Origin of the sequence: Pseudomonas sp. CYM-20-01 (genome assembly GCF_023169845.1) — a bacterium.
In the GTDB taxonomy this organism is placed as follows: domain Bacteria; phylum Pseudomonadota; class Gammaproteobacteria; order Pseudomonadales; family Pseudomonadaceae; genus Aquipseudomonas; species Aquipseudomonas azotoformans.
In genome coordinates, this window is record NZ_AP025169.1 from 6342297 (window position 1) to 6361389 (window position 19093).

Annotated in this window: 19 protein-coding genes; 11 read left to right on the forward strand and 8 right to left on the reverse strand. The window is 61.7% G+C overall.

Going from position 1 to position 19093, the window contains the following annotated elements; all coding sequences use genetic code 11:
• Positions 1-56: 56 nt before the first annotated feature.
• Complete coding sequence (locus tag M2497_RS28990) at positions 57-503, reverse strand: response regulator (RefSeq protein WP_058426679.1); 447 nt, start codon at positions 501-503, stop codon at positions 57-59.
• Between the two features lie 246 nt (positions 504-749).
• Between M2497_RS28990 and M2497_RS28995 the strand changes: the two genes are divergently transcribed.
• The 8 genes from M2497_RS28995 (at position 750) to M2497_RS29030 (ending at position 9655) form a co-directional block, all read left to right on the forward strand.
• Positions 750-2672, forward strand: coding sequence for a putative nucleotidyltransferase substrate binding domain-containing protein (locus tag M2497_RS28995; RefSeq protein ID WP_170856044.1), 1923 nt, complete (start codon positions 750-752; stop codon positions 2670-2672).
• Positions 2669-3376, forward strand: a complete 708-nt coding sequence (locus M2497_RS29000; RefSeq protein WP_248484981.1) for a 3'-5' exonuclease — start codon at positions 2669-2671, stop codon at positions 3374-3376. The genes M2497_RS28995 and M2497_RS29000 overlap by 4 nt, the downstream gene beginning before the upstream one ends.
• A gap of 144 nt (positions 3377-3520) precedes the next feature.
• Positions 3521-4039: an RNA polymerase sigma factor gene (locus M2497_RS29005; RefSeq protein ID WP_071494360.1), complete on the forward strand. Its 519-nt coding sequence runs from the start codon at positions 3521-3523 to the stop codon at positions 4037-4039.
• On the forward strand, positions 4036-5004 hold the full coding sequence (locus M2497_RS29010; protein ID WP_248484982.1) for a FecR family protein: 969 nt from the start codon (positions 4036-4038) through the stop codon (positions 5002-5004). Before M2497_RS29005 ends, M2497_RS29010 begins: the two co-directional genes overlap by 4 nt.
• 227 nt (positions 5005-5231) lie before the next feature.
• Complete coding sequence (locus M2497_RS29015; RefSeq protein WP_248484983.1) at positions 5232-7661, forward strand: TonB-dependent siderophore receptor; 2430 nt, start codon at positions 5232-5234, stop codon at positions 7659-7661.
• Positions 7662-7723: 62 nt separating this feature from the next.
• On the forward strand, positions 7724-8818 hold the full coding sequence (locus M2497_RS29020; protein ID WP_248484984.1) for a PepSY-associated TM helix domain-containing protein: 1095 nt from the start codon (positions 7724-7726) through the stop codon (positions 8816-8818).
• Positions 8815-8991: a DUF4175 domain-containing protein gene (locus M2497_RS29025; protein WP_139222450.1), complete on the forward strand. Its 177-nt coding sequence runs from the start codon at positions 8815-8817 to the stop codon at positions 8989-8991. The genes M2497_RS29020 and M2497_RS29025 overlap by 4 nt, the downstream gene beginning before the upstream one ends.
• Before the next feature lie 34 nt (positions 8992-9025).
• The gene (locus tag M2497_RS29030; protein ID WP_248484985.1) at positions 9026-9655 is read left to right on the forward strand and encodes a glutathione S-transferase family protein; all 630 of its coding nucleotides are present in this window, start codon (positions 9026-9028) and stop codon (positions 9653-9655) included.
• A gap of 174 nt (positions 9656-9829) precedes the next feature.
• Here M2497_RS29030 and creD read toward each other — a convergent pair whose 3' ends face one another.
• The 4 genes from creD to M2497_RS29050 are packed head-to-tail and all read right to left on the reverse strand — an operon-like array spanning position 9830 to position 13873.
• The gene (gene creD, locus M2497_RS29035) at positions 9830-11203 is read right to left on the reverse strand and encodes a cell envelope integrity protein CreD (protein ID WP_248484986.1); all 1374 of its coding nucleotides are present in this window, start codon (positions 11201-11203) and stop codon (positions 9830-9832) included.
• A gap of 52 nt (positions 11204-11255) precedes the next feature.
• The gene (creC, locus tag M2497_RS29040) at positions 11256-12695 is read right to left on the reverse strand and encodes a two-component system sensor histidine kinase CreC (protein ID WP_248484987.1); all 1440 of its coding nucleotides are present in this window, start codon (positions 12693-12695) and stop codon (positions 11256-11258) included.
• Positions 12695-13363, reverse strand: coding sequence for a two-component system response regulator CreB (gene creB / locus M2497_RS29045; protein WP_248484988.1), 669 nt, complete (start codon positions 13361-13363; stop codon positions 12695-12697). Before creB ends, creC begins: the two co-directional genes overlap by 1 nt.
• Before the next feature lie 9 nt (positions 13364-13372).
• Complete coding sequence (locus tag M2497_RS29050) at positions 13373-13873, reverse strand: ATP-dependent zinc protease (RefSeq protein ID WP_248484989.1); 501 nt, start codon at positions 13871-13873, stop codon at positions 13373-13375.
• A 173-nt stretch (positions 13874-14046) separates the two neighbouring features.
• Here M2497_RS29050 and M2497_RS29055 point away from each other — a divergent pair, with 173 nt between their 5' ends.
• Positions 14047-14925: an acyltransferase gene (locus M2497_RS29055; RefSeq protein WP_248484990.1), complete on the forward strand. Its 879-nt coding sequence runs from the start codon at positions 14047-14049 to the stop codon at positions 14923-14925.
• A gap of 37 nt (positions 14926-14962) precedes the next feature.
• Here M2497_RS29055 and M2497_RS29060 read toward each other — a convergent pair whose 3' ends face one another.
• Entirely contained in the window at positions 14963-15511 is a 549-nt protein-coding gene (locus tag M2497_RS29060) for a hypothetical protein (protein ID WP_248484991.1), read from the reverse strand.
• Positions 15512-15775: 264 nt separating this feature from the next.
• Positions 15776-16348, reverse strand: a complete 573-nt coding sequence (locus M2497_RS29065; protein ID WP_071494371.1) for a DUF2780 domain-containing protein — start codon at positions 16346-16348, stop codon at positions 15776-15778.
• A 151-nt stretch (positions 16349-16499) separates the two neighbouring features.
• Here M2497_RS29065 and M2497_RS29070 point away from each other — a divergent pair, with 151 nt between their 5' ends.
• Positions 16500-17126, forward strand: coding sequence for a sigma-70 family RNA polymerase sigma factor (locus M2497_RS29070; RefSeq protein WP_248484992.1), 627 nt, complete (start codon positions 16500-16502; stop codon positions 17124-17126).
• Positions 17123-17800: an anti-sigma factor gene (locus M2497_RS29075; RefSeq protein ID WP_248484993.1), complete on the forward strand. Its 678-nt coding sequence runs from the start codon at positions 17123-17125 to the stop codon at positions 17798-17800. The genes M2497_RS29070 and M2497_RS29075 overlap by 4 nt, the downstream gene beginning before the upstream one ends.
• Before the next feature lie 91 nt (positions 17801-17891).
• On the opposite strand, the gene fdhA is transcribed toward M2497_RS29075, so the two are convergent.
• Positions 17892-19091 carry a formaldehyde dehydrogenase, glutathione-independent gene (gene fdhA, locus M2497_RS29080; RefSeq protein WP_016972852.1) on the reverse strand — a complete coding sequence of 400 codons (1200 nt, stop codon included), beginning with the start codon at positions 19089-19091 and terminating at the stop codon, positions 17892-17894.
• Positions 19092-19093 lie beyond the last annotated feature (2 nt).

A 19093-nucleotide genomic window follows, 5' to 3' on the forward strand; every position in this document is an offset into this window, starting at 1 on the left:
ATAGAACATGTGGGAGGGGGCTTGCCCCCGATGAGGCCGTTATAGACACCGCAGAATCAGGACGCCATCCCCAACTCCCGCTTCACCATCTTTGCCAATTTCACGCTATCAATCGGCTTGAGCAAGAAGTCCACCACGCTCAAATGCATCGCATCGATCACGTCCGGCGCTTCGGCGTCCCCCGACATGATGATGATCGGCAGCGCTGCCCGGGTGGATTCACGCACTTGTCGGATCAGTTCCAGGCCATTGCTGGGCGCCATGCGCAGGTCGGTGATCAGCAAACCGATGGAGCTGCTGGACTTCAACAAATCCCACGCTGCCTCACCACTGTCGGCAGTCATGCAGCGAATGCCGTCCAGCCCCAGGATTTCCGCCAGCAGTTCACGCGCGTCCTTGTCGTCGTCAACAATCAACACGCGTTGTGGCGGTAAATCAGGCTCCAGCATCACGGCGCTCAACGCCTCGCGCTCGGCATCGCTCAAAATATCGTGGTCGGACATACAGTTCTCAGCAATTCTCATCTAGCTCCCAGCACACTCGTCAGACATCTGCGGAAGGGCGATCAATGTGCACTTCGTCGGAAAGTTTGACTAGTGGGTGTTCTACGGGGTTTGGACGATAGTCATGTAAGGTTTTTCCCTAGGTGTGTGCCGTTTGTATCGACCTAGACTTACGTCCAATGGGCACCCGCTGCGCAGGAGTCGACCATGAGGGACGATAACGACAAAAAAACTGCGGTCACTGTTATGAGTAAAGCTGATGCCTACGCCCAGGCGGGGAAAACTGCCGTATTGCAAAATATCCACGGCACCCTGCAATTCCTGCAACGTTTCCCGCCGTTCAACCAGATGGAAAACGCCCACCTGGCGTTTTTGGTGGAACAGTGTCAGTTACGCTTCTACAGCCCCGGCGACAGCATCCTCAAACCATCGGGCGGGCCGGTAGAGCATTTTTATATCGTCAAGCAGGGCCGCGTTGTGGGCGAGCGGCCGGACAGCGCCGAAACCACCTTTGAAATCACGACGGGCGAATGCTTCCCCCTGGCAGCCCTGCTCGGTGAACGGGCCACCCGCACCGAGCACAAGGCCGCCGAAGACACCTTCTGCCTGCAACTGAACAAACCGGCGTTTATCAAGCTGTTCGCGCTGTCCAGCCCGTTTCGCGACTTTGCCCTGCGCGGCGTCAGCAGCCTGTTGGACCAGGTCAACCAGCAAGTGCAGCAAAAGGCGGTGGAAACCCTTGGCACTCAATACTCCCTGAACACTCGCCTGGGTGAATTGGCCATGCGCCACCCGGTAACGTGCAGCCCAACCACGCCGCTGCGCGAGGCCGTCACGCTGATGCATGAGCAGCAGGTGGGCAGCATCGTGATCGTCGATGAACACAAAGCGCCCCTGGGGATTTTCACCCTGCGCGACCTGCGCCAGGTGGTGGCCGATGGCACCAGCGATTTCAGCCGGGCCATTGAAGGCCATATGACCCAGGCACCGTTTTTCCTGACCCCGGACCACAGCGCCTTCGACGCGGCCATCGCCATGACCGAGCGGCATATCGCCCATGTGTGCCTGGTCAAGGAGCAGCGCCTGTGCGGCGTGGTGTCCGAACGCGACCTGTTTTCCCTGCAACGGGTGGACCTGGTGCACCTGGCGCGAACCATCCGCAACGCACCGCGGGTGGATAACTTGGTGGCGATTCGCGGTGAAATCGGTCAACTGGTGGAGCGCATGCTGGCCCATGGCGCGTCGTCCACTCAGATCACCCACATTATTACGCTGCTCAACGATCACACCGTGTGCCGGGTGATCGAATTGACCCTGGCCGAGAAAGGCGACCCCGGCGTGCCGTTCAGCTGGCTGTGCTTTGGCAGCGAAGGCCGCCGCGAGCAGACGCTGTATACCGACCAGGACAATGGCATCCTGTTCGATGCCAAGGACGCCGCCGAAGCGGCCGAGATGCGTGGCCGGCTGCTGCCGCTGGCGCAGCAGATCAACCAGAGCCTGGCGCTCTGCGGGTTCAGCTTGTGCAAGGGCAATATCATGGCCGGCAACCCGGAGTTGTGCCTGTCGCGGGCTGAGTGGGCGCGCCGTTTCGCAGCGTTTATCCGCGAGGCCACGCCGGAGAATCTGCTGGGTTCCAGTATCTATTTCGATCTGCGGGTGGTGTGGGGCGACGAGCGTGGCTGCGAGCAACTGCGCCAGGGCATTCTGGATCAGGTCGCGGACAACCGATTGTTCCAACGCATGCTGGCCGAGAACGCGTTGCGCCAGCGCCCGCCTGTAGGACGTTTCCGCGAGTTTGTGCTGACCCGTAAAGGTGGCGAAAAAGCCACCCTCGACCTCAAGGTGCAGGGCCTTACGCCGTTTGTGGACGGCGCGCGCCTGCTGGCCCTGGCCAATGGTATCCATGCCAACAACACCCTGGAGCGCCTGCGCCAACTGGTGGTCAAGGAAGTCATTGAGCCCCTGGACGGCGCCGCCTATGAAGAGGCTTACCACTTTATCCAGCAAACCCGCATGCAGCAGCACCAGTTGCAGACCCGCGAGAACCAGCCGTACTCCAACCGTGTCGACCCCGACAGCCTCAACCATCTGGACCGGCGCATCCTGCGTGAATCCCTGCGCCAGGCCCAACGCCTGCAAAGCAGCCTGACGTTGCGGTATCAGCTGTGAGCTTGTTCAACTGGCTGCGTACGAAAAAACCGGGGCTCGACAGCGCGCAACAACAGCGCCTGGAGCAACTGTGCAAGCCTTCGCCGCTAGGCAACCAACCTTTGCGCAGCCAACGCTGGGTGGTGGTGGACCTGGAAACCAGCGGCCTGAACCTCAATCGCGACCAGGTGCTGTCCATCGGCGCGGTGGTGATCGAGGACGGTGCGGTGGACTTCTCCCAGATGTTCGAACGCACCCTGCAACGCGCCGAGACCAGACTCAGCCCCAGCGTACTGATCCACGGCCTCGGCCCCAGTGCCATTGCCGCCGGCAGCGACCCGGCCGAGGCACTGCTGGATTTCATGGAGTTCGTCGGCGACAGCCCTTTACTGGCCTTCCATGCGCCATTCGATCAACACATGCTGTGCCGGGCGCTCAAGGACAGCCTGGGTTACCGCCTGGCCCACCCGTTCCTGGACGTGGCCGACATCGCCCCTTTGCTGTGCCCCGACGCGCATATCCGCGAGGCCGGGCTGGACGACTGGATCAACCATTTCAACCTGCACGTGGGCGAGCGCCATCACGCCAGCGCCGATGCCCTGGCCACGGCAGAGCTGATGCTCATCCTGTTCAGCCGCGCACGGGCGCAACACATCGACACGCCACAGGCGCTGCAAGAGCGTTTGAGCCAATGGAAACGGCGTCAACAAGCGCCCTCTTTCTAGCGGACGCGGAGCGTCCTGGGAGGCATTCCCACGCTGAGCGTGGGAACGATCAACCGACAGACGCCAATTGCGCACACTCGACGGCTCTGACACAATCGCGAATAATTCTCGTTAGTTTAAACATCGCGTTTATCAGGTGATGCCTTGTCGTCGATCCAGAACCCACGCAGTGAGCTTGTTGGTGCGTTGTATCGCGACCATCGCAGTTGGCTGTTGGCCTGGCTTCGACGCAACGTGGCCTGCCCAAGCCGCGCCGAAGACCTGAGCCAGGACACCTTCATGCGCCTGCTCGGCCGTGACGAGTTGCGTGAGCCCCGCGAGCCACGGGCCTTTTTGGTGGCAATCGCCAAGGGCTTGCTGTTCGACTACTTCCGCCGCGCCGCCCTGGAACAGGCCTACCTCACCGAACTGATGCTGATCCCGGAGAGCGAACACCCCTCGCCGGAAGAACAGCACCTGATTCTCGAAGACCTCAAGGCCATCGACCGCCTGCTCGGCAAACTGTCGAGCAAGGCCCGCGCCGCCTTCCTCTATAACCGCCTAGACGGCCTGGGCCACGCGGAAATCGCCCAGCGCCTCGGCGTCTCGGTGCCGCGGGTGCGCCAGTACCTGGCCCAGGGCATTCGCCAGTGCTACATCGCACTGTACGGCGAGCCAACATGACAGTGATCAGTTCTAAACCGGTCTCGGCCCGCGTGCTGGATGCCGCGATTGCCTGGCAGTTGTCCCTTGATTCAGGCGACGGCAGCGCCATTGAGCGCGAAGAGTTCGATAAATGGCTGGCCAGCGATGGAGAGCACGCCCGCGCCTGGCACCAACTGGGCATGCTCGACCAGCGTTTTAGCGTGGCCTCGGGCCCGGCGCGGGTGGCCTTGTTGCAATCGCGCGAAGGTATTCGCCAACGCGTGCGCAAGCTGGGCAGTGGGCTGGCGAGCATCGCACTGGTGATCGGCCTGGCGTTGTTTGCCGGCGAACGCTATGTGCCGATCCACTATTGGCTGGCCGACCAACGCACCGCCACGGGTGAACAGCGCACGCTGAAGCTGGCAGACGGTACGGTGATCAACCTAAATACCCACAGCGCCATCGACGTGCGTTTTGATGAAAAGCGCCGCCTGATCGTGTTGCAGGAAGGCGAGATCCTGGTCGAGACCGGCCATAACGATGCGCGCCCGTTCTATGTGCAAACCCGCGACGGCAGCCTGCGGGCCCTGGGTACGCGGTTTATCGTCAAACGCGAAGACGACGCCACGCGCTTGAGCGTGCTGCAATCGGCGGTGGCGGCCCAGCCCGAGGCGCTGCATCAGGAGCAGATCTTCAAGGCCGGCCAGCAAGTGCTGATGCGCAGCGACGGCCTCGGCCCACTGCTGGCCGTTACCCCCGCCACCGACGCCTGGACCCGCGGCATGCTGGTGGTGGACAACGCCCGCCTGGGCGATGTGATCGAGGAATTGAGCCGCTACCGCACCGGTTACCTGGGTGTGGATAAAAACGTGGCCGATTTGCGCATCACTGGCAGCTTCCCATTGCGCGACACCACGCTGGCGCTCAATGCGCTGCTGCCGACCCTGCCGGTGCAGATCGAGCAGCACACGCCGTGGTGGGTGACGGTTAAGGGCAAGCCTTAGTTTTAGCGGTGCCTTGGCTATCGCTTTCGCAGGCAAGCCAGCTCCCACACTTGACCGCGTTCTACCTGAAAAAACACGGTCGAATGTGGGAGCCGGGCTTGCCCGCGAAGAGGCCCGCAAGCACACCTTACGCCCCGGGGAAAAATATTTTCACCCTGCCCTATCACTTTCTGATTCTCGTTCGGCACATAGGCAATTGCGAATTACTTCCATTCAGGAGCCGCCCTATGTCCCGCACGCTAGACACCTTGTTGCGCCCCAGCCTGTTAGCCGTGGCCATTGCCCTCGGCACCCCGCTGGTCAGCCCTTTGCTGATCGCCGCCGAACAGGCGTCCAGCGTGCGCGCCTACAACTTGCCGGCGGCGCCACTGGCGAGCACCCTGAACCAGATCGCCAGCCAGGGCGGCCTGGCACTGACCCTCAGCCCGGCACTGGCATCGGGCAAGACCTCGGCGCCGGTCCAGGGCCAGTTCGATGCACCCGGTGCGCTGCGTGAGGCGTTGCGTGGGACGGGCCTGCAGTTGGAGCAAAGCAGTGCGGGGACTTATACCCTGGTGCCGGTTCCGGAGGGCGTCGTGGCGTTGCCGACCACCAATATCACCGGGCAGGACAGTTATGAAAGCGCCTGGGGCCCGGTCGACGGCTACCTGGCCAAGCGCACCGCCGCCGGCACCAAGACTGACACCGCGCTGGTCGAGGCGCCGCGCTCGATCTCGGTTGCAACGCGCCAGCAGATGCAGGACCGCAACGTGCAGAACCTGGATGACGCGGTCAAATACATGCCCGGCATCGTCTCCGCCAGCTACGGCAGCGACACCCGCTACGACTGGATGCGCGTGCGCGGCTTCGAACCGACCCAGTTCCTCGACGGCCTGCCGCTGCCACGCGGTGTGTACGCCAACCCGAAAGCCGAAACCTGGAACCTCGATCGCCTCGCCCTGCTGCGCGGCCCGGCCTCGTCGATCTACGGCCAGACCCCACCGGGCGGCCTGCTGGACATGGTCAGCCGCCGCCCCAGTGCCGAGTCGAGCAATGCCGTACAGGTGCAATACGGCAGCGACAACTACCGCCAGATCAACTTCGCCAGCACCGGCAAGATCGATGACGAAGGCCGGTTCCTCTATGGCCTCAGCGGCGTGGTGCGGGATGCCGGCACCCAGGTCGATCATATCGACAACAAGCGCTACAACATTGCGCCGAGCCTGACCTGGAACATCGACCCGGACACCAAGCTGACGTTCCTTTCGCAGTTCACCCGCGATGATACCGGCACCACCAGTCAGTTCCTGCCGATCCAAGGCACCAAGATCAATTCGCCGCTGGGCGACGTGTCGCACCACAAGAACCTCGGCGATCCGGACTACGAGTTCTACGACCGTACCTACTACGCGCTGGGCTATGCGTTCGAGCATCGCTTCAACGATACCTGGCAGTTCAAGCAGAACCTGCGCTACACCAAGTCGGAGTTGTCGTTCCAGCAATTGACCGTCGGTTCCTACATCTTTTCGCCAGCAGACGCAGCGGGCAACATCAGCCGCTCGACCACCAACGTTGACGAGAACATCGGCCAGTTCGCGGTGGACAACAATTTCCAGGCTGATTTCGCGACCGGCGACGTCACCCACACGCTGCTGCTGGGTCTGGACCACCAGCGCACCGACACGTCCTACTTGTCGATTTTCGGTGGGGCCTCGAGTATCAATATATTCAATCCGATCAACACCCAGCCAACCGTACGCCCAGCGCGCTCGACGGCGTTCTACGACTACAACCAGAAAACCGTACAGACCGGCCTCTATGCACAAGACCAGATGGCCCTGGATAAATGGCGCCTGACCCTGGGCGGTCGCGAGGACTGGGTGCACCAGGGCACCACTTACTTCAATAAGAACGACGCCACCAACACCGACCGCAGCAAGAACTTCAGTGGCAACGCGGCACTGAGCTATGTATTCGACTCGGGCTTTGTACCGTACCTGTCCTATGCCGAATCCTTCCAGCCAGCCAGCAACGCCAGCGTTGACCCGGTGCTGTCCTACAAGCCGACTGAAGGCAAGCAGTGGGAACTGGGGGTCAAGTACCAGCCACCAGGCTCCAACACGTTGTTGAGTGCAGCGGTGTATGACCTGACCCAGAAAAACGTACTCGTCACCAGCTTCCAGTCCGGTGGCATCTCGGTCACCGACCAGACTGGCGAAGTGAAGGTCAAGGGCCTGGAATTGGAAGCGGTATCCGATGTCACCGAAAACCTCAAGGTGATCGCGGCCTACACCCTGGCCAAGTCTGAGGTACAAAAGGGCCAATACAAAGGCAACCGCCTGCAACTGATGCCCAACCAGCAAGCCTCACTCTGGACCGACTACACCTGGCACACCGGCCTGCTCGACGGCTTCGGCATCGGCTTTGGCGCCCGCTACACCGGCAACACCTACGGCGACCAGGCCAACACCTGGCTGGGCAAGGCCAACGCCTACACCGTATTCGACGGCGCGGTGCACTACGACCTCGGCCGCCTGGACAACAGCCTCAAGGGCGCATCGGTCAAGTTGAACGCCACCAACCTGTTCAACAAGGACTACCTGTCCACCTGTGACGGCAACTACTGCTACTTCGGCGACCAACGCAGCGTCGTCGCCAGCGCCACCTACCAGTGGTAATCAGCTGAGTTAACCGCCGGGCCGCCCAAGGGGCGGCTTTGGTGTGTCTGAAGGTTGAAAACATGAAAAGCCAAACCATCCGCCGCTGGTCCTTCATCCACACCTGGACCAGCCTGATCTGCACGGTATTCCTGCTGCTGCTCGCCCTCACCGGCCTGCCGCTGGTGTTTCACCACGAGATCGACCACCTGCTGGGCAACGAGCCGGAACTGGCGCAGATGCCCGCCGATACGCCGCAGCTCAACCTCCAGCAGCTTGTAGCCAAAGCGCAGGCCCATCGCCCCGGCGACGCCATGCAGTACCTGGCCTGGGACGAAGACGACAAGAACGGTGTGATCGCAATCATGGCCGCCACCGCCGGCACCGAACCCAACTCGTCGCACACCTTCATGCTCGACGCGCGCACCGGCGAAGCCATGGAAACCCCGGCGGCCAACGGCGGATTCACGCTGTTCCTGCTGCGCTTGCATGTGGATATGTTCGCTGGCCTGCCGGGCAAGTTGCTGCTGGCGTTCATGGGGGTTCTGTTTGTGCTGGCGATCATCTCCGGCACGGTGCTGTACCTGCCGTTCATGCGCCGCCTGAAATTCGCCACTGTGCGTCAGGACAAATCCACCCGCCTGCGCTGGCTCGACCTGCACAACCTGATCGGCGTGGTCACGCTGACCTGGGCACTGGTAGTGGGCGTGACCGGCGTAATCAGCGCCTGCGCCGACCTGATCATCGACGCGTGGCGCCAGGACAGCCTCAGCGCCATGATCGAACCTTACAAAAACGCCCCGCCGCTGACCCAGCGCGCACCGGCCACCGAGCTGCTGGCGATTGCCGCCAAGGCCGCCCCCGGCATGGAACCGGACTTCATCGCGTTCCCCGGCACACGCTTTTCCAGCGAGCACCATTACGCGGTGTTCATGAAAGGTAGCACCCACCTCACCTCGCATTTGCTCACGCCGGTACTGATCGACGCCAGCACCCTGGCCGTCACCGCCATCGCCGAACGCCCGTGGTACATGGACGCCATGGGCATGTCCCAACCGCTGCATTTTGGCGATTACGGCGGCATGCCGATGAAGATCCTGTGGGCGGCGCTGGATGTGCTGACCATCATCGTGCTGGTGAGCGGGATTTACCTGTGGATCGTAAGGCGCCGAGCATGAAGCCACGTCAGTCGAGTTTCTGGAAGGTTTTCGGGGTTCCGCTGGGGATCGGCCTGCTAAGCGCCGCCGGGTTGTTTGCAGCGCTGCTCGGCGATGGGCTGTGGGATTCGCTCAGTTGGCTCGGGTTGGGCATTCCCGCTGCAATTGGCACTTGGGCCTTGCTCAAACGGTGAGATAGATTAGCGCAGCCCAATCAGAGGAATGCCCATGTCCGCTCCCAGCATGACCTTGTTCCAAAACCCCGCTTCACCGTTTGTTCGTAAGGTTCGCGTGCTGCTGGCTGAAACCGGCCAGCAGGACCGCGTCGCCCTGCACGGCTGCATGCCGACCCCGGTCAACCCGGATGCGCAGGTGGTGCAAGGCAACCCCGTGGGCAAGATCCCGGCCCTGCGCCTGGCCGATGGCACGGTGCTGCACGACAGCCGGGTGATCCTCGATTACTTCGACCACCAACACGTCGGCAACCCGCTGATCCCCCGCGACGGCTCGGCCCGCTGGCGCCGCCTGACCCTGGCCTCGATGGCCGACGGCATCATGGATGCCGCCGTGCTGGTGCGCTACGAAACCGCCCTGCGCCCGGCAGAAAAACACTGGGACCAATGGCTCGACGAACAGCGCAACAAGATCCGTCGCACCCTCGCCGAGCTGGAAGCCGACGCGATTGCCGAGCTGGCCAGCCACTTCGATATCGCCGCCATCAGCGTGGCTTGCGCCCTGGGTTACCTCGACTTCCGCCACCCGGATATGCAATGGCGCCTGGACAACCCGCAGCTTGCCGCTTGGTACGCGGAGGTCAGCCAGCGCCCTTCGATGCTGGAAACCCAGCCACCGCTTTGACAGTCACTGTAGTCCGGTGTGGGAGGGGGCTTGCCCCCGATGGCGGTGGGTCAGCTACAGGTGAAGTAACAGACACACTGCAATCGGGGGCAAGCCCCCTCCCACACTGGCCGGTGGCAAGGTTGAGATAGTCGATGATCCTCGCCTTCATTTGCTGATCTTCCCGCAACCCGATCATTGCACCGCCTCCAGGTCAAACATCAACGGCTCAGCCGGCTTCCGCTTGCCCACGCCATACCAGTCCAATTTACGCGTCAGCACCATCACCGTGCCCAACAGGCCGAAAAGCAACAGCGAGCCCATCAGCAGCGCGTAGTCCTCGGCACTCAACAACCCGTAGAGCAAGCCATACAACGCCGCCAGCCCCGCCGAAAAGCCCAGGCCATGGGCGACGCTGCGCAGCACGTGGCACACATAGAAGCCGATCAACAACACGCACGCACTGGCCGAGATCAGGTAGGCCAGGGCGAAGCCTATGTGCTCGGACAACGACAACAACAGTAGGTAGAAGAACGCCAGCGCAAAGCCCACCAACGCGTACTGCACCGGGTGCACCGCCAGGCTCTTGAGCACTTCGAACAGGAAGAAGCCGGCAAAAGTAAGGGCGATGAACAGCAGCGCGTATTTGATCGCACGGTCGCTCTTGAGGTATTGGTCCACCGGGTCGATGAAGTTCACGCCGAAGCTGCGGTTGTTGAAGTCATTGCAGCCCTGGCCGTCCAGGCAGGTTTGCAGGGCCTGTTCGAGGTTGGTGGAGAAAAATGAGGTCTGCCAGTTGGCGGTAAACCCCTTGTCGGTGACCTCACGTTGCGCCGGCAGGAAGTTGCCGATAAAGCTGGGGTGCGGCCAGTTGGAGGCGAGTGACACCTGGCTGGTCTTGCCCACCGGCACCACTTGCAATTGTTCGGTGCCTTGCAGGCGCAGGTCGAAGGCAAAGTCCACGACAGAGGGCTTTTTGCTGTCCTGCTCAGGCAGCGCCACGTGCACGCCTTCACCCAGCCAGTCCACCTGAGAGCCCGGCTCGAACTCCAGTTGCTGGCTGCCCAGCTCCAACTTCAACGCATTCTCGATGCCGCGAATATCGCTGATGCCCACCGCCAGAAACGCCGGATCAAAGCGGTAATCGGCAAAGTCCTCGGTGATGCCCAGCTGCGCAGGCAATTCGAAGCGCCCGCTGATGCGGTTGTCGGCATGGAACAGCCGCGCCTGGTAGATGCCGCGTGCACGCAGTTCGGTCTGCACCTTGCCGTCGAGTTCAAAACGGTCCGGCAGGAAATACAGACGACCACGCTCTTCACGGGTGACTTCGTAGCGTTTGTTGAGCTTTTCATTGAGCTTCCACTCGCGGACGGTCTTGCGATACGGCACCACCATCACCGGGCCGGTGAGGCGCTGGGCGTAGCTGGAGCTGCGGGCGATGTCCATCAGGACGCCGTCGCGCAGTTGCTGGCGGTCGCTGATGATGCCGTTGATCATCAGCAACGGAATCAGCAACAGCAGGATCAGCAGCGCAATCGCGCCAAGTTTGAAAAGCAGGCTGCGGTTCATGGGTCTCTCCCTGTTTTGATGGGGGAGAGTCTGGGCAGCCTGTGTGGGAGATTTATGTGGGCAATGTGGAGACTGTATGGAGATGCAGCACCACTTGCACGCCACCTTGCACATTACCGATCTGCAACGCGCCGCCGTGCAGCTTCATCACTTCCTCGACAAAGTTGAGGCCCAGGCCGGTGCTTTTGCGCCCACTGGCCGGGCGTGGCAGCGAATAGAACCGTTCGCTCAGGCGCGGCAGGGCGTAGTCGGGAATCGGCGCGGCCTGGTTGAACAGGCTCACCTGCACGTCGTTGTGCCGGGTCTGCGCGCTGAATTTCAAGGTGCCGCCAGGCGGTGTGAAATCCAGGGCGTTATCCAGCAGGTTGCCCAGGGCCTGGCGCAGCAGGAAGGGTTCGCCGTACACCTTCACATCCGCCGCAATCGTCTGTTCAACGTGCAATCCGGAACCTTCGATCCGCGCACATTGCGCCTTGAGCACATCATCGACCATGGCTGCCAGCAGGATGCTCACCTGCTCTTCCAGGCCCTGGCGTTGCTCGACCTGCGCCAGGTTCAGCAGACGTTCGATCAACTGCTGCAGGCGCGCGCTTTCGCTGTCGATATTGCCGACGAAGCGCTGCTGTTGCTCACGGGTCATATCGCCCTGCAACAGCTCTGCCGCACCGCGTATCGCGGCCAGCGGGCTCTTCAATTCGTGGGTCAGAGTGTGCACGTAGTGTTCGACGTAGGCCTTGCCTTCCAGTTGCGTGCGCATGTGTTCGACGGCGGTGGACAGCTGTTTGAGTTCGCCGCCACGGTAATGCGGCAACTCGGCGCGCCGGCCCTCGCTGACCGCCTCGGCGTAGGCCGTCAAGCGACGCAGCGCAACGCTCAGCCACCACGACAGCAGCGCGCCGAGCAACAGGCCGAGAATCACCAGGCCCGCGCCGTACCACAGCAGGCGCCGCTCGGTGCGGTCGACGTAGGGCTGCAACGAGCTGTTCGGCTTGGCCACGGTGACCACGCCGATGATCTGGCCGTTGTCACGGATCGGCGCGCCCACGTGCATCACCGAGGAAGTGGGGTCATCCAGCTCGCTGCGTGTGGAGCGGGCACCGTACTCGCCGCGCAGGGTCAGGTACACATCGTTCCACTTGGAATAGTCCTGCCCCACCGCTTCGCCCGTGGAGTCGAGCAGCACGGTGCCCTTGGCATCGGTCACGTAGATGCGGTGATTGACCTGGTTCTTCGGCAGCCCCCAGATCGTCGCGCCCGGCTGGCGATTGCCGTAGGCCTTGAGCAGTTCAGGCCAGTGGCTTTGGCCGAGGGTGCCGTTCTTCACATCGTCGCGCAGGATTTCGGCCAGCAGGTTGGCGGTGTCCACCAGGGTTTCTTCGGTGGACTGGCGCACGCCGGGGCGGATTTCCTTCATCACGGTGCTGAGCACGAAGTAGCCGGTCAGGCCGATAAACAGCGCGTACACCAGGAAAATCCGCAGCCCCAGGCGCATCAGCTGTTGCCTGGGCTGTAGCTGTAGCCAAGACCGCGATGGGTCTGGATCGGCTCGGCGTCGGCAGCCACATTGCGTAACTTGCTGCGCAGGCTTTTGATATGGCTGTCGATATTGCGCTCGTAACCGGCATCCGCCGCGACGCCGACCGCGTCCAACAGCTGCTCGCGGCTGAATACGCGCTCGGGTTGTTCCAACAGGCTTTGCAACAGGCGGAATTCGTGACGTGTGAGGCTCAACGGCTGACCGCGATACATGATCTGCATGCGCTCCAGGTCTACCTGGAATACCGCCGGCGCAGCCCCTGGACCAATCCGCTTGAGGATCGCCCTGACCCGCGCCGTCACTTCCCGTGGGCTGAACGGCTTGACCACATAATCGTCGGCGCCGATTTCCAGCCCCACCACCCGGTCGATCTCGCCATCCCGCGCGCTGAGGAACATCACCGGCACTTCGCTGAACCGGCGCAGTTGCTTGCAGGTTTCAAACCCGGTGATGTCCGGCAGGCCAATGTCAAGGATGATCAGATCGGCCGGCGTCTGGCGTTGATGCTCCAGCGCAGCCTGGCCGAGTGTCAGCCAGGTGGTGGTGAAGCCCTCGCCTTGCAGGGCGAATATCAGCGTGTCGGCTATCGCCGCTTCGTCTTCGACAATCAGGATGTGGGGCATGGTGGTCCGTCAGCAGTCCGGTTTGTCAGCAGTGTAACGACGCGCCGGGTTGACCGCAGCGCCGAACTCGCGCAGAGCCTTGGCGCCGATCAACAGCGGGTAGTTGAAGCTGCTGCGGTCGGTGAGGTTGACCTCGACGGTGCGCTTGACGTCGCCCAGGCACATTTCCAGGTCGATCACCGGGCGCTTGGCCACGGTGGCTTCGTCCTTGTCCTCGTCTTCGTCGGCGCGGCTCTTGATCTTGCTGATGCGCGAGACTTTGTGTTCGTAGACCTTATTGGACGCGTCCTTGCCGCCGAGGCGGAAACGCACCCAATCGTCACCGTCACGGGTGAAGGTTTGGATGTCACGGGCCGACAGCGAGGCGGTGAGCGCGCCGGTGTCCATCTTGGCCTTGAAGGTTTCGCCGATCTCCGGCAGCTGGATGTATTCGTAGCGACCGTAGAGGGTCGGTTCGGCGGCCATGACCGGCAGGGCAGCCAGGGCCAAAGAGGCAAGGAGCAGTTTCACGAAGTGATTTCCTCGGAAAGAAGTAGGCGGATTCTAGACCGCAAAAGCGCCGGTTAGTTAGCTCATCCCACCATACCCGGCACATTGTGAAACATTCGTACGGTGATTTGCGATTTGGCCTCTAGACTCACCTTGCTTATGATGGCCCGCCCACAAGATTCCAAGAGTTACTTATGCGCCGCCTGCTCACCGGCTGTTTCGTCACCCTGCTGCTCTTGCTCAACACCCTCGTGCTGTTCGGCCCGTTGATGGTGTTTGCCCTGCTCAAGCTGGTAGCCCCGGGGCGCTTGCGTGACTACATGTCATGGGCGGTAATGTGGATCGCCGAGACCTGGGCCGAGATCGACAAGCTGATTTTCTCGCTGTGCATCCCGACCCAGTGGGACATTCGCGGCGGCGGCGATCTGCGGGGTGACACCAGTTACCTGGTGATCAGCAACCACCAGTCCTGGGTGGATATCCCGGCCTTGATCCAGGCCCTCAACCGCCGTACGCCGTTCTTCAAATTCTTCCTGAAAAAAGAGCTGATCTGGGTGCCCTTCCTGGGCCTGGCCTGGTGGGCGCTGGATTACCCGTTCATGAAGCGCTACACCAAGGCGTTCCTGGCCAAGCATCCCGAACTGGCGGGGCAGGATTTGAAGATCACCAAAGAGGCCTGCGAGCTGTTCAAGCGCCAGCCGGTGACAGTGGTCAATTATCTGGAAGGCACGCGGTTCAGCGAGGCCAAGCGCAAACAGCAGGGCTCACCTTTCACCCGCTTGCTCAAGCCCAAGGCGGGCGGCGTGGCGTTTGTGCTGGCGGCGATGGGAGAGCAACTGGACGCGGTGCTGGACGTGACGGTGGTGTATCCGCAGCAAAAGATTCCGGGGTTCTGGGCGTTGATCAGCGGTTCGGTACCGAAGGTGATCATTGATATCCGCACCCGCGAACTGGACCCGGCGCTATGGCAAGGGGACTACGAGAACGATCCGGCGTTTCGCCAGACTGTCCAGAGCTGGGTGAACCAGCTCTGGCAGGAGAAGGATCAGCGCATTCAGCTATTGCTCAAGTAATACGGCATGGCGTCGTTCAGGTGCCCCACCATCCCGATCAAAATGCTTTGGCGCCTTCGAGCGCAGCTTTGAGACTGGCAATCAAGTCAGCATCAGAGGTGTTTACCGCGCCATCGAGCTTCAGGAACGCTTTCGCTACCGCAGCCAGGCGTTCAAGATCGGCCGGCTCAAGGCCTTTTTCGGAAGCTTCGGCTTTGAGGAAATCCCTCATGCTGGAAAGCATCTCGTCTCCGCCCAAGGAGTTGGTAGTGCTATCAGCCACCGCTTTCTTGTAAGCGGCAACGAATTTCTCCGACTCCTCGTTCGTCGGCGCTTTTATGCCCGCGAACAATGCATTGGCACCCAGCGGAAAATTCGATTTTTGCTCAGATTGAGTGTGTTCCACAAAACGTCGAAGATCCGAAAGCAGTTGCTTGAGTTGCAAGTCCGGCTTCTTGCTGCTCCCTGCCACCTCCCAGGCATTGCGTATATCCTGGATCAACCCGGACGGCAGGGTGAGGCCTTGCCGGGCCACACGAACCGCTGCCTGGGCCTGCTCGAAAGAAATACCGGAAGACATTGGGAACTGTGAATTAATCTGAGTCATTGGAGCACCATTTCGGTCAGTTGAAGAGTCTCTCAAATACCGCTCTTAGCGATTGATGAGAGAGTTCTTATTAGGTGGCCACTCAACCTCCCACAGTTCCCAGCGCTATATCACAGGATATTACGCAGTCAGTCGTCCTTCCAACACAGACGAAGACGATACCAATAGAGGAATACACGAGCACAGTGACCGCGCATCCTCGTAAGCCCCCCCCGCACTGGATGAGCCCGCCACGGAGAGGCAAAAAGGCATGCTGAACATCCGTCAGTTGCCAGTGCCCCAGGCCGAGGCCAATTTACCCAGCAATGACTGGTTCGCACCCTGTCCACCCAAGTATTGCAGGATCACCGGCGCAAACTGGCCTACCATCCCACTGTCCATGCCCAGGGCGCTGAACGCAGTGTTCAGGTCGTTGGTGTTCTTCACATTGCCCAGCAGGCCGTCGAGGCCGCTGGTCTTGCTACCGCCAGCCTGGCCGAGCATCCCGCTCAAGGCCCCGAGGCTGCCCAACGCATTATTGCCCGACAGTTGGTCGAGGCCCGGCACACTATTGCCCAGTTGCGAATAGTCGTTGCCGCTCAATTTGTTCTTGGCCAGGCCCAGCATGGCGCCCGTACCGCCGACCGCTTGCTCGGGGGTGATGTTCAGTTGCGAGGTCAGGGCGCTCAACAGGCCGGCCGTCTCGGACGACGGTGCAGCAGCGGCTGCCTTGTTGTTACCACCCTGCATGCCGGAAATGGCATTGGCCGCGTCGCCAAGGCTGAACCCTGCGGCGAGCACCGGGCCGGCTGCCAGGGTCATCAGGCAGGAAAGGGCGAAACCGCGTGAAATCTTCATCGAAACAACCTCTGGGTGTAGGAGCTAAAAGCAGGCGTTTGACTGACAGTCGGGAACGATTGTTCCCACACCAAGGTTAGTTCAGATTTATCTGCATCCGAATCGCCTCGGCCCGCGTATAGCCTGCATACGCCACTCGGAGTTGGATGGAATGAATGCCCAGGCTGAACTACCCTCCGCTTACCGCGTGCAGTCCCGTCACCCTCGAACGAGGGTCTGGAGAAGCCCTATTAGCGCCGATGATGCTGACCCATTGCGCCCTTTGCTGGCGCAATGTGCCCTAGGTAACCGCCAGGCATTCGAAACCCTCTACCGCAGCGTGTCGCCGCGCCTGCACGGCGTGGCCCTGCGTTTCATGGGCCGCCCTGACCTGGCCGAAGAGGTGTTGCAGGAAGCCTTCGTGCGCATCTGGTACAACGCCTCCCGCTACGAAGCGCACCTATCTGCGCCGATGACCTGGATGGTCAACATCACCCGCAACCTGGCCATCGACCAATTGCGCAAGCACCGTGAACAGCCGCTGGCCGAGGGTCAGCAAGACGCCTTGCTCGATGACGCCCCCAGCGCTCACGACCAACTCGACAACGAACGCCAAGCCCGCGCCTTGAACCGTTGCCTGGACACCCTCGACGGCATGCAACGCCAGTCGATCAGCGTGGCTTACTTCCAGGGCCTGTCGTGCTCGGAATTGGCCGAACACTTGGCCGCGCCCCTGGGCTCGGTCAAATCCTGGATTCGTCGCGGCATGGAACGCCTGCGCAGGTGCCTTGAATCATGAACTACCAGACCACCGCCCTGCGTCGCGCCCTCGCCGCCGACTATGCCATAGGCCTGATGCCCGCCACCGCGCGCCGGCGTTTTGATGCGCTACTTCTGGAGGATGCCGCACTACGCGTGGAACTCGGCCATTGGCAGGACGCGCTCGCCAGCCTGACCGGTGCCTTGCCCGAGCGAGCGGTGCCGGCGCATGTCTGGGAAGGCATCAAGGCACGCATAGAGCCGCAGGTGCTGCATGTGCCGGCGAAAAAACCGTTCTGGATGAACCTGCGCCTGCAGGCGGCGGCGTTTGGCATCGTCATTGCTGTGCTGGTGGGCGTGCTCTACCAGCGCGACCTGGGAATGGAATACAACGCCACGCTGGTCGCCGCCAACCAGCAACCGGCGCTGCAGATCAAGGCGTTTGCCGACCACCTACAAGTCGAGCCGCTGACATTGGCCGCTCTTGAGCCGACACGCGCCCTGGAACTGTGGGCCATTCCTGCCGGGGGCAAGCCGATATCACTGGGCCTGGTGCCAGTGGCGGGCAAAGGTCGAATCGCGTTGAACAAAACGCAGCAGGCGCTGCTGAAAACACCGCTGACCCTCGCCGTCAGCCTGGAGCCACAAGGGGGCTCGCCTACCGGCCAACCGACCGGGCCGGTGCTGTATCAGGGTCAATTGGCATCACTTTGAGGTGAGATGGCGCCAGGAACCCGGCGCGCAGACTGTTAGATCTGTGGGAGGGCTTGCCCCTCCCACATCTGGAACGCGGTATCCCAGGGATTTAAGCCGCGCTGAACAGTTTGTGCGGATCAATCACAAACTTCTTCGGCACACCCGCATCGAACTCGCCATACCCGCGTGGCGCATCATCCAGGCTGATCACCTGCACACCCACGATTTCGGCAATGTTGATACGGTCCCACATGATCGCCTGCATCAGCTGGCGGTTGTACTTCATCACCGGCGTTTGCCCAGTGTGGAAGCTGTGGGATTTAGCCCAGCCCAAACCAAAGCGAATGCTCAGGCTGCCCATTTTTGCGGCGGCATCCACGGCACCCGGATCTTCGGTGACGTAGAGGCCTGGGATACCGATCTTGCCCGCCACGCGCACCACGCCCATCAGCGAGTTGAGTACGGTGGCCGGGGCTTCTGCCTTGACCCCTTCATGGCCGTGGCCCCGGGCTTCGAAGCCCACGGCATCGACGGCGCAGTCCACTTCCGGCTCGCCCAGCAGTGCGGCGATCTGTTCGTGCAGCGGGGTGTCCTTGGACAGGTCGGCAATTTCGAAACCCTGGGCCTTGGCGTGGGCCAGGCGGACCGGGTTGACGTCGCCGATGATCACCACGGCAGCGCCCAGCAGGCGGGCGGAAGCGGCAGCCGCCAGGCCCACAGGACCGGCACCGGCGATGTAGACCGTGCTGCCTGGGCCAACGCCGGCAGTGACGGCGCCGTGATAGCCGGTCGGGAGAATGTCGGAGAGGCAGGTCAGGTCGCGGATTTTCTCCATGGCCTTGTCGCGATCCGGCAGTTTGAGCAGGTTGAAGTCGGCGTACGGCACCAGTACGTATTCGGCCTGGCCGCCGGTCCAGTCACCCATGTCGACATAGCCGTAGGCGCCACCGGCACGGGCCGGGTTGACGGTCAGGCACACGCCAGTGTGTTGCTCTTTGCATGAGCGGCAGCGGCCGCAGGCTACGTTGAACGGTACGGAAACCAGGTCGCCGATTTTCAGGTTCTCGACGTCGCTGCCCTTCTCGATCACTTCACCGGTAATTTCATGACCGAGCACCAGGCCGGTCTGGGCAGTGGTACGGCCACGCACCATGTGTTGGTCGGAGCCGCAGATGTTGGTGGAGACCACGCGCAGGATGACGCCGTGCTCGATCTTCCTGCCACGGGGGTCCTGCATTTTGGGATAGTCGATTTTCTGTACTTCGACCTTGCCGTTGCCGAGATACACGACACCACGATTACCAGACATGC

Coding starts and splice junctions, on each gene's coding strand:
- M2497_RS28990 (WP_058426679.1), bottom strand. CDS start 503: ATGTCCGACCACGATATTTTGAGCGATGCCGAGCGCGAGGCGTTGAGC.
- M2497_RS28995 (WP_170856044.1), top strand. CDS start 750: ATGAGTAAAGCTGATGCCTACGCCCAGGCGGGGAAAACTGCCGTATTG.
- M2497_RS29010 (WP_248484982.1), top strand. CDS start 4,036: ATGACAGTGATCAGTTCTAAACCGGTCTCGGCCCGCGTGCTGGATGCC.
- M2497_RS29015 (WP_248484983.1), top strand. CDS start 5,232: ATGTCCCGCACGCTAGACACCTTGTTGCGCCCCAGCCTGTTAGCCGTG.
- M2497_RS29020 (WP_248484984.1), top strand. CDS start 7,724: ATGAAAAGCCAAACCATCCGCCGCTGGTCCTTCATCCACACCTGGACC.
- M2497_RS29025 (WP_139222450.1), top strand. CDS start 8,815: ATGAAGCCACGTCAGTCGAGTTTCTGGAAGGTTTTCGGGGTTCCGCTG.
- M2497_RS29030 (WP_248484985.1), top strand. CDS start 9,026: ATGTCCGCTCCCAGCATGACCTTGTTCCAAAACCCCGCTTCACCGTTT.
- creD (WP_248484986.1), bottom strand. CDS start 11,203: ATGAACCGCAGCCTGCTTTTCAAACTTGGCGCGATTGCGCTGCTGATC.
- creC (WP_248484987.1), bottom strand. CDS start 12,695: ATGCGCCTGGGGCTGCGGATTTTCCTGGTGTACGCGCTGTTTATCGGC.
- creB (WP_248484988.1), bottom strand. CDS start 13,363: ATGCCCCACATCCTGATTGTCGAAGACGAAGCGGCGATAGCCGACACG.
- M2497_RS29055 (WP_248484990.1), top strand. CDS start 14,047: ATGCGCCGCCTGCTCACCGGCTGTTTCGTCACCCTGCTGCTCTTGCTC.
- M2497_RS29060 (WP_248484991.1), bottom strand. CDS start 15,511: ATGACTCAGATTAATTCACAGTTCCCAATGTCTTCCGGTATTTCTTTC.
- M2497_RS29065 (WP_071494371.1), bottom strand. CDS start 16,348: ATGAAGATTTCACGCGGTTTCGCCCTTTCCTGCCTGATGACCCTGGCA.
- M2497_RS29070 (WP_248484992.1), top strand. CDS start 16,500: ATGAATGCCCAGGCTGAACTACCCTCCGCTTACCGCGTGCAGTCCCGT.
- M2497_RS29075 (WP_248484993.1), top strand. CDS start 17,123: ATGAACTACCAGACCACCGCCCTGCGTCGCGCCCTCGCCGCCGACTAT.
- fdhA (WP_016972852.1), bottom strand. CDS start 19,091: ATGTCTGGTAATCGTGGTGTCGTGTATCTCGGCAACGGCAAGGTCGAA.